This is a genomic window from Desulfobacter sp. (assembly GCF_050177295.1).
The window spans coordinates 22,842-31,557 of record NZ_JBFXHE010000010.1 but is presented as its reverse complement, the minus strand read 5'-3'; the positions used below and the strand labels follow the sequence as shown (position 1 = coordinate 31,557).

Here is an 8,716-nt window from a genome sequence, read left to right as displayed (position 1 = left end):
GCAAATTCCACCCACATATCCGTATGCGTATTCATTGATCTTCCGCAGCCAGGGATTTGACGCGGTCAATGGGCGTGATGACGTCGGTGAGACGAACCCCGAATTTCTCATTGACCACCACAACTTCTCCCCGGGCAATGAGCTTACGATTGATATATACCTCCAAGGGTTCGCCGGCAAGCTTGTTCAATTCAATAATGGAACCCTGGGCCAGCTGCAGAAGATCATTAACCAGCATCTTGGTTTTGCCCAGTTCCACGGAAAGTTCCAAAGGGATGTCCAGAATAAAATCAAGTTCCCTTGCGCTATGCTCCTCACCATGTCCGGATTCTTCTTCCAGATCTTCATCATTTATGGTGCTGTTTTCATCAACCATGATTATCCCTCACAATCGGTTACAATTTTATCTTTAATCTTAAATGCCTGGAATCCCCGCTGGACGCCGATAAAACCCGTCAGCTTGACCAGGCCGCCCACAAAACAGGACAAGGGATCAGAGGCATCGTTATCCAATTGAATGACATCACCGGGCTGCATATACAAAAGCCGTTCACCGGTGATCTCGGTTTTACCCAGAAGAATTCTTAAATCCACTTCGGAGTTGAGAATGACCTCTTCAATCATCCGCCGCCAGTTATAATCAATCTCTTCAATTTCCGTCTGAACACCGGATGACAGTTTATTTCTCATGGGTTCGATCATGGAATAGGGATAGCAGACCACAAGATTACCTGCGGCCTGCTCCAGTTCAATCTCAAACCGGGTAACAATGACAAGGTCGGTGGGCAGTACAATGGCCGTGAACTGCGGGTTCATTTCCGAACGGATCAGTGATGCCTTTACCGCCTCTATGGGTGCCCAGGATGCCTCGATATTTTTGAGTACGGCCACCACTGCCTTTTTAATCATCACCTCTTCAATGCGGGTAAATTCACGGCCCTCCACCCTTGCTTTTCCCAAGGCTTCTCCGCCAAAAAAAGTATCAATGAGATTATAAACCAGCTGGCTTTCAAACACCACCAGACCATGCCCCCTTAACGGCTCCATCCTGAATACGTGAAGACTTGTGGGCACAGGAAGACTGCGGACAAATTCGGAAAATTTCAGGGTGTCAAAGGGGTTGGCAGACACATCCACATTGGTCTGAAGAAGTGAAGACAATGTGGCGCGAACTTCCCTGGACAGACGTTCGTTAATAACATCAAAGGTGGGCATTCTTGCCCTGACCACCTTATCCTGGCTGGTGAAATCATAGGCAACGATCCCGTCAACCGGCCCCTCAGCAATTTCCGAAATATCGGCCTCGGTTTCTACTTCTCCGGAATCCAGTCCGTCTAATAGACTGTCGACCTCATCCTGGGATAGAATTTCACTCATGGCACCATCACTGCATTATAAAATTGGTAAAATAGATATGCCTTATGGCAACTTTTGGAAAAACCTGATTAATCCGGTTGAGAAGGGCAAACTTCAATTTAAGTTTGCCCTGGGGGCTTCGCAGCTCCATCCACCTCATCTGCCGCATCTGGCTTTCAATTATTTTTCTTATCCTGGGCTCCATAGTATACACCTGCCGTCGAAACCCGGGTTCCATCATTTCAAGGGCTATTCCAAGGGATATATAATGCATGTTTGAATCTTGTTTTAAAAAAATCTGTTCAAAGGGCTCAAGTTGCACAATATCCTCAAATATCGCTTTGCTCTGGTCCTTCAGGGCCGCCTGAATGCTTTCCTCGGTCACGACATCTTTTGCAACCGGCTGTTCAGGGAGCTCTTCTTCCTTACCGCCAAACAGAAAAAAGAACACACCAGCACCCATCCCGCCCAATAACAGGAGAAGCAACAGGAGAATAATGATCAGCTTCTTCTTCCCTGACAGCACTCTGCCGATAAATCCCTTTTTCACAGATTTTTCATCTGAAACCCCGCCACCATCGTTTATGGATTCGGTCAGTTCATCGCTTTCAATTTCTTCCAGCAGGTCTTCAGCCACAACACCTCCCCAAATAGTCTGGTCATTCGCCCAGCCGGCCCTTGCAGGCTGTATTGCGAATACCCTTGATAAATCAGGTTACAAGAATTGACAGCAAGCCTTATGCCATCACGCATTGATTTTCATCTCGACACTAGGTAGAATACAACGTTTGTGGGAAGGATTATAGAAACGAGGAGGGATTTTGCAAAATTATTTATTACCGAAACACCAAATAAAAAAAAAAGGATATCGCCTGCACGCAATATCCTGGTTAAAAAACGTCACTTTTGCCCTGGACCTGTCAATGTTTTGACAGGTCCAGGGCAAAAGGTACCATTATCTATGCAACAAAGTGCAGCGACCCGGTGTCATTTATAGAAGTAAACTGAACCGTTAAATTATCTACCGCGGCTTCCTGGGCATCGTGACCGGACCCTCTCTTTGCTTTCTGTTTTCTGGCTGACTGATCCTGGGCCCGGGCATCGGCCATGGACTGCTGGAAATCGCTGCTCATATCCACTTCAAAGCTCTCAAGACTGATACCCGAAGCGGAGAGCATGGCTTTGATTTCATTGACATTGGCGGTCAGAATGTCTTTTGCTGACTGGTGTTCAGTGATCACACTGACCTTCATGGAACTCCCATTATGCTCAATGCTCATGTACACCCGGCCTAACTCAGGAGGTTTCAGTTGCATCCGGATGGTGTCATCCCCGGTGTTGATTGACCGGACAATGCTTTTTCCCACCTGCCGGGTAACAAAGTCAGGCAGCGTGGAAAAGGTCTGCTGGGTTCGTTGTGTACCCGAAGTTCCCACACTATCCGTTGTGGCTGATTTTTCCACGCCCAAAACAAGGGTCTGGGTTTCTGAACTTTTGGCCGAAGTGTCCCCTGACTGGGAATTGGTGGAAGCAACTTCTTCCAAAGCAGCGGCTTCGGCCTGGGCTGCCTTGATGGACCTCTGTGATGCCGATTCATTGGTTGTTCCTGCTGTGTCTGAAAAACTTTTGGCTATTTTAAATGCATTATCAGTGGATACTGTATTGTCAACCCCTGGGTCATCGGCAGCAGGTTTTGTACTCACTTCACCCCGTCTGATCTGATTCATGAACTGAACCTGGAACCGGTCCTCAATTTCCTTGACCATGGCGTTCGAACTTGCGCCAAGCGTTATGGCGGCATCGACAGTTTCCTCACTGTCTTCCTGAATGTTCAGTCCGGACAAAAGCTGGTTAAGCAATCCATGCCGGCCGGACTGGGTTGCAAGGGCATCAAAGGAATCCGTTGTAAACATATCTGATAAGGAGTGTTCAGTCTGGTCTGCCGGATTATCTTCTATCAGATTAAGCGTCTGGTTAAGCTTCTGGGCAAAGGCATCAATTAACGTGGCCAGGGTCAAAGGCTCGTCAGATTCTTCAATAAAAGAATCCAGATCAAGCTGTTTCAAAAGGGTAGTATAAGCGTCGTCCTCACCATCTGTCTGATAGGTCCGACCCGATCCTCCGGCTGTATCCAAAAGCTGCTCAAGCTGTTCGATAAACGCATCAAAATCAACCCCCCGGGTTCCTTCGGAAGCTTCATCCATAATTGAGGCAATTTCTTGCTCATCCACGCCCATCATTGACAAAAGGGATTTAATGAAGGGCAGATCCGAGGTGGGCATAAGCGCGTCTGCCTGGGTGATATCCTCATCATCGGCAAGGGGCAGTTCAAACAGATCATCCATGAAATCGGACACGGATATTAAGCCGTCCCCCGCTTCAAGGGCAAGGGTCAGGTCCGACATCAGTTCCTCAACAGATGCCTGGTCAAAACCAGCCTGAACAAGCAGATCTCCAAGGGCTTCAAGCCCACCCTTATCCAGGGACAGATTATCCAGATCACAATTGGAAAGGGACAAAAGAAGATTTTTCAATTCCGTGAGAAATTCAGTGCCCCCTCCATTTTCCAGTGCATCTTCAACATCTGAAACTTTTTGTTGAGTCGTTCGTACAACGAAACGAGATTTATCCACCGTGGACATTTCAGTGCTTTGTTCCCCCACGGTACTCAAGGCACTTGGGCTCTCCATACCCGAGCCCTGCTGTATGGCTTTGTCCAGCTCTCCCTGGAATGCAGATGCCGTAAAACCATTGTCTGTGGAAACAGTGCTGGTACTGGTTGTCCCCATGAAGGCGTCTGAAGAACTTCCTGTCAGTAACGCATTAATGTCTGAAACAGTTGATGCCATGAGTCACCTCTAATTTATTTGCCTTTTTCATAAATTTTAATGTTTAAAGAGCAACCATCATGCCAATCCATCGAGATAAACAACAACACTAAATCATTTCAATACATTATAATGAGTTCGCTTATGAATAAAATTAAAAATTTCACAGTTGCCGGGGCAGAAATTTCCCATAAAAAAATCACAAGGGAAATAATTACCTGTTTTCCTGACATCTTTGATCTCAGGGACACCTTGATCCTTCTAAATTATTGAACGATCAGGGAACCGACCTGGTATGCCAATACTGACAGCAAAAAAGCCAGGGTCGTATTAAAGCCCACTGAAAATGCCGCCCATTTCCATGACCCGGTCTCCCTTGCGATACAAACAACCGTGACAAAACAGGGGGCGTAAAAGATTGTAAAAATCATCAGGGAGAACGCGGTGACAGGTCCCCACCCAGGGGTTTTGGCAAGCCTTTCTCCCAGAGAATCCGTGTTTTCAGGGTCCACATCCCCAAGGGAGTAGGCTGTTCCCAGTGTGGAAACCACCACTTCCTTGGCCGCAAAACCGCCCACCAGGGCAATATTGGTTCGCCAGTCAAATCCTGCCAGAAAAGATATTTTTTCAAGGGCCTTGCCCATCCTGCCTGCAATTGAATTTTTAAGTCCGGTCATGGACGCTTCCCCGTTAATACCGGCCAGGGCTTTCTTTACTTGCCGGGCTTCGGGGGAGAGCGCTGTGTCTTTATCTGCAGTTTCAATTTCCTTTAAAACGTCGGCCTGGACTGAATCGGTAATGGCTGTGCGTCGGGAGTCAAATTGGGCCGCGGTTTTGTCATCCAACCCTGGGAAGGTCATCATGGCCCAGATGAGAATGGAGATACCAAGGATTACGGTACCGGCCTTTTTCATGTACTGCCAGGTCCTTTCCCAGGTGTGTATCCATAGGCCTTTAAGGGTGGGAAACCGGTATGGGGGCAGTTCCATGACAAAGGGGGTGGCTTCACCCCGTATCACTGTACTTCTCAAAAGCTTTGCCACCAGAAGCGCACCTGTCCAGGAAATCAGGGTAAGAATGACCATGATCGAAGCCTGTTTCCGGGGGAAAAAGGCAGCCACCAGCAGGGCATATACCGGCAGTTTTGCCCCACAGTTCATAAACGGCACGGTCAGAAGGGTGGCCAGACGCTCCTTGGGAGACTTAAGCGTCCGGGCTGCCATAACGCCGGGCACGGCACACCCGCCGGCAATGCCGCCGGAAACAATGAATGCCATGACAGAACTGCCGTGAAGCCCGAACATCCGGAATATCCGGTCCAGCATAAAGGCCATTCTGGCCAGATATCCTGAATCTTCAATAAAAGAAATGCCCAGGAACATGAACATGATTAAAGGCACAAACCCCATGACACCGCCCACACCGTCAATGATCCCGGAGACAATCATTGATTTGAGAAGGCCGTCAGGCAGGACCGCATCCGTCACACCGCTGATCCAGCCGAAAAATCCTTCGATCCATTCAACGGGCAGGGCACTGTAGGTAAAGGTGAACTGGTACAGGGCCGCCAGCACCCCCACCATGATCAACGGCCCCAGAAACCGGTTGGTCAGCACTTTATCGATTTGGTCCGAGCGCTGGAGCCGGTTGCGGTCGTAAGCGAACCGGATCACATTCTGTTTGAGTACGGAGTTGATGAATCCGTACCGCTGATCGGCAATCATGCCTTCGGGGTGGGTATCAAGGGTGGCTGACATATGGCGGCTGACTTTTTCCCCGATGCCTAGGAGTTTGCCGGCTGTTTCTTTATCCCGGATCGAGCCAAGTTCAAGAATCTGATTATCGTTTTCAAGATATTTAAGGCCCACCCAGCGGGCCGGATAGGTGTCTGTTAAGAACTGGTTCTCCTGGATGATCTCTTCCATCTCATCCAGGGCCTTGTCAATGTCCTGGCCATAGGAGATCAATAAAGGCGAGGCAGGTTTGCCAATCCCCTTTGCCACCTGGGCCAGCAGCTCTTTTTTGCCCTTGCCGGTCCTTGCCACCATGGGTACAACAGAGATGCTTAAAAGCTCGGCCAGCCTGTCCGTATCAATCTCTATGCCTCTTTTTTGGGCCACATCCATCATGTTCAGGGCCAGGCAGACCGGAATGCCCATTTCCATGAATTGCACGGACAGGTAAAGGTTGCGTTCCAGGTTTGAGGCATCCACGATATTAACGACCATGGCAGGTTTTTCATTAACCAGGTAGTCCCTTGCCACCACCTCTTCCAGGGAGTAGGCAGTCAGGGAATAGGTGCCGGGAAGATCTATGATTTCAAAGGTGCCGGCCTCGGAAATGCAAGTGCCCTGTTTTTTTTCCACTGTGACCCCGGGGTAATTGCCCACATGCTGGCGGGCACCTGTCAGTTCGTTGAAAAGGGTGGTTTTTCCGGCGTTTGGGTTCCCTGCAAGGGCAATCGCTGTGTTCATTTTATTCCACCTCCACCTGGATATAATCGGCTTCGTTGTTTCTTAGGGTCAAGGTGAAGTCCATGATCCGCAATGCCACCGGGTCATACAGCGGTGCCCTGCCCTGGATGGTAACCTCCTTGCCGGGTATAATACCCATATCCCGTATACGCCGGCCCATTTCGCCCTGTGCTTTTACCGACGTAATGACCCCGGTCTGGTTCCTTTTCATTTGCCTTAGGTTAATGACGGTCATTAAAAACCTCCTTTTATGATTCACAATATGCCTTGTGATGCTTTTTAGTGTAACTGCGAATAAGTTTTATACAGATAACTTTTATGTTCGTCAATAAAGATGTAGCCATTATTGAACAATAGGAAAGGGAGAATAAAAAAACGTATGAAAAGCGAAAATGACCTAAAAGAGCTGTATGGCACAGCCTTTGTAAGCAAAGGATCTTATTTGCATTTGCAAGGACTGCGCCGGGGTTGCGGGGTTGTAGTGTATGATATTTATTGCCTGGGTGTATATTTTTCTTTAACGGCAAAACGGTCGATGTTTCCTGCCGGTGTCAGGGGCAACTGATCAACAAACACAATGAATTTTGGTTTCTTGAAACCGGCAATCCGGGTGCCGGTATAGGCAATTAACTCTTTTTCTTCAACAGTACAGCCAAGGTTCAGGGTGCATACTGCCTTGATGGCCTCTCCGAATTCCGCATCGGGCACGCCGAATACACATGCCTTATCCACGGCCCCATGGCTGACAAGGGCATTTTCCACCTCTGCGGGAAACACGTTCTCCCCGCCGGGTTTGATCAATTCCTTTTCCGGCTTGCGGCCTTTGAAATAAAGGTATCCGTTTTCATCCAGCTGTCCCATGTCACCGGTATGATGCCAGCCGTTTCTGAATGTAAAGGCATTAAGGTCGCCGGCATTCCAGTATCCCTTGAATACCAGGGGGCCTTTGACAAGGATTTCTCCGGTACTGCCTGCCGGCAGGGCATTATCCAGATCATCGGCAACGACCATCCTGGCCAGGGGCGATACCCTGCCCGCTGATCCGGACTGCTCAAAAATGGGGGAAAACGTGATAAGGCCCGAGGTTTCAGTCTGTCCGTACATGATCCAGAATTTTGATCCAGTAACGGCCTCCCATTGTTCGGCGGTTTCCGGGTTTTCAAGGCCTGCGGCAATTTCAAGGCTGGACAGATCCGGCGGCGTATCCTGGGACCGGATGCACTCAAGGATGCGGCCCAGAATCGGCGGAAAGGACCCGAAAATAGAGACATTATGTTCCCGGATCAGGTCGAGACTGGATTGGGGGGAAAAGTGGTCCATAATCACATTTTTCCCGCCGGCCATCAGGGTGCCAAGCCCGAGGTTCACCCCCATGATGTGAAACAGGGGTAAAATATTTAAATAGGCTTTTGTTTTATCCAGACCATAGGCATGCATGAGTTGAAGATTGGCCAGGATAAGATTTGCCTGGCTGAGTACCGCCCCCCTTGGTTTGCCCTGGACTGCTGCGGTGTGGATGATGATGTAGGCACAGTCCGGGTCTGAATCGGCGGCCAGTTCAACAGCACCCTGGGGGGCATGCACATAGAGAGAGGAAAAGTTCTCCGCCAGATTGAAGCTGTGAACAATGCCGGGTCTGTCCTGGATCAGGGGCAGGATTTTGCCTGTCATTTCGTTATCATAAATGACCATCTGTGGTGTGGTGTCATCAAGGGCATGGGCCAGTTCATCTTCGCCCAGACGCCGGTTAATGAGCACGAGGCACAAGTTTAACGCAGAGCCGGCGGCAAACAGGTGAAAAAATGCCGGGTGGTTTTTGGCGACCACGGCCACACGGGCACCGGCAGCCAGATTGAGTTTTGCTATGCCGCAGGTCAAGCGGCAGGCATCGTCAAACAGCTCTGAATGGCTGCGGGTTTCACCATTAAAGTACAGGGCGCATCCCGGGCCGTTTATCAGGGCGTTTCTGTGGAAAAAATCAAATATTGTCAGTTGGTGGGGCGTATTCATGGCGCTTATCCTTATTTTTACAAAATCAAAATAGCGTGTGGCCAAAAA

The 8,716-nt window shown here is 49.2% G+C and carries 7 protein-coding genes; all 7 read right to left on the bottom strand.

Going from position 1 to position 8,716, the window contains the following annotated elements; genetic code table 11:
• Positions 1-31: 31 nt before the first annotated feature.
• Positions 32-376: a flagellar motor switch protein FliN gene (gene fliN, locus AB7U36_RS02030; RefSeq protein WP_428158139.1), complete on the bottom strand. Its 345-nt coding sequence runs from the start codon at positions 374-376 to the stop codon at positions 32-34.
• A 2-nt stretch (positions 377-378) separates the two neighbouring features.
• A complete protein-coding gene (gene fliM, locus AB7U36_RS02025) occupies positions 379-1,377 on the bottom strand; it encodes a flagellar motor switch protein FliM (RefSeq protein ID WP_428158138.1) in 999 nt (332 codons plus the stop codon).
• Positions 1,378-1,384: 7 nt separating this feature from the next.
• Positions 1,385-1,993, bottom strand: a complete 609-nt coding sequence (locus AB7U36_RS02020) for a flagellar basal body-associated FliL family protein (protein ID WP_428158137.1) — start codon at positions 1,991-1,993, stop codon at positions 1,385-1,387.
• Positions 1,994-2,315: 322 nt separating this feature from the next.
• Positions 2,316-4,205, bottom strand: a complete 1,890-nt coding sequence (locus tag AB7U36_RS02015) for a flagellar hook-length control protein FliK (protein WP_428158136.1) — start codon at positions 4,203-4,205, stop codon at positions 2,316-2,318.
• A gap of 245 nt (positions 4,206-4,450) precedes the next feature.
• The gene (gene feoB, locus AB7U36_RS02010; RefSeq protein ID WP_428158135.1) at positions 4,451-6,658 is read right to left on the bottom strand and encodes a ferrous iron transport protein B; all 2,208 of its coding nucleotides are present in this window, start codon (positions 6,656-6,658) and stop codon (positions 4,451-4,453) included.
• Between the two features lies 1 nt (position 6,659).
• Complete coding sequence (locus AB7U36_RS02005) at positions 6,660-6,893, bottom strand: FeoA family protein (RefSeq protein WP_428158134.1); 234 nt, start codon at positions 6,891-6,893, stop codon at positions 6,660-6,662.
• A gap of 257 nt (positions 6,894-7,150) precedes the next feature.
• Positions 7,151-8,668 carry an AMP-binding protein gene (locus AB7U36_RS02000; protein WP_428158133.1) on the bottom strand — a complete coding sequence of 506 codons (1,518 nt, stop codon included), beginning with the start codon at positions 8,666-8,668 and terminating at the stop codon, positions 7,151-7,153.
• Positions 8,669-8,716 lie beyond the last annotated feature (48 nt).

Bases quoted from the DNA above. Each gene is read 5' to 3' on its own strand.
- feoB (WP_428158135.1), bottom strand. From the start codon at position 6,658: ATGAACACAGCGATTGCCCTTGCAGGGAACCCAAACGCCGGAAAAACC.
- fliM (WP_428158138.1), bottom strand. From the start codon at position 1,377: ATGAGTGAAATTCTATCCCAGGATGAGGTCGACAGTCTATTAGACGGA.
- AB7U36_RS02000 (WP_428158133.1), bottom strand. From the start codon at position 8,668: ATGAATACGCCCCACCAACTGACAATATTTGATTTTTTCCACAGAAAC.
- AB7U36_RS02015 (WP_428158136.1), bottom strand. From the start codon at position 4,205: ATGGCATCAACTGTTTCAGACATTAATGCGTTACTGACAGGAAGTTCT.
- fliN (WP_428158139.1), bottom strand. From the start codon at position 376: ATGGTTGATGAAAACAGCACCATAAATGATGAAGATCTGGAAGAAGAA.
- AB7U36_RS02005 (WP_428158134.1), bottom strand. From the start codon at position 6,893: ATGACCGTCATTAACCTAAGGCAAATGAAAAGGAACCAGACCGGGGTC.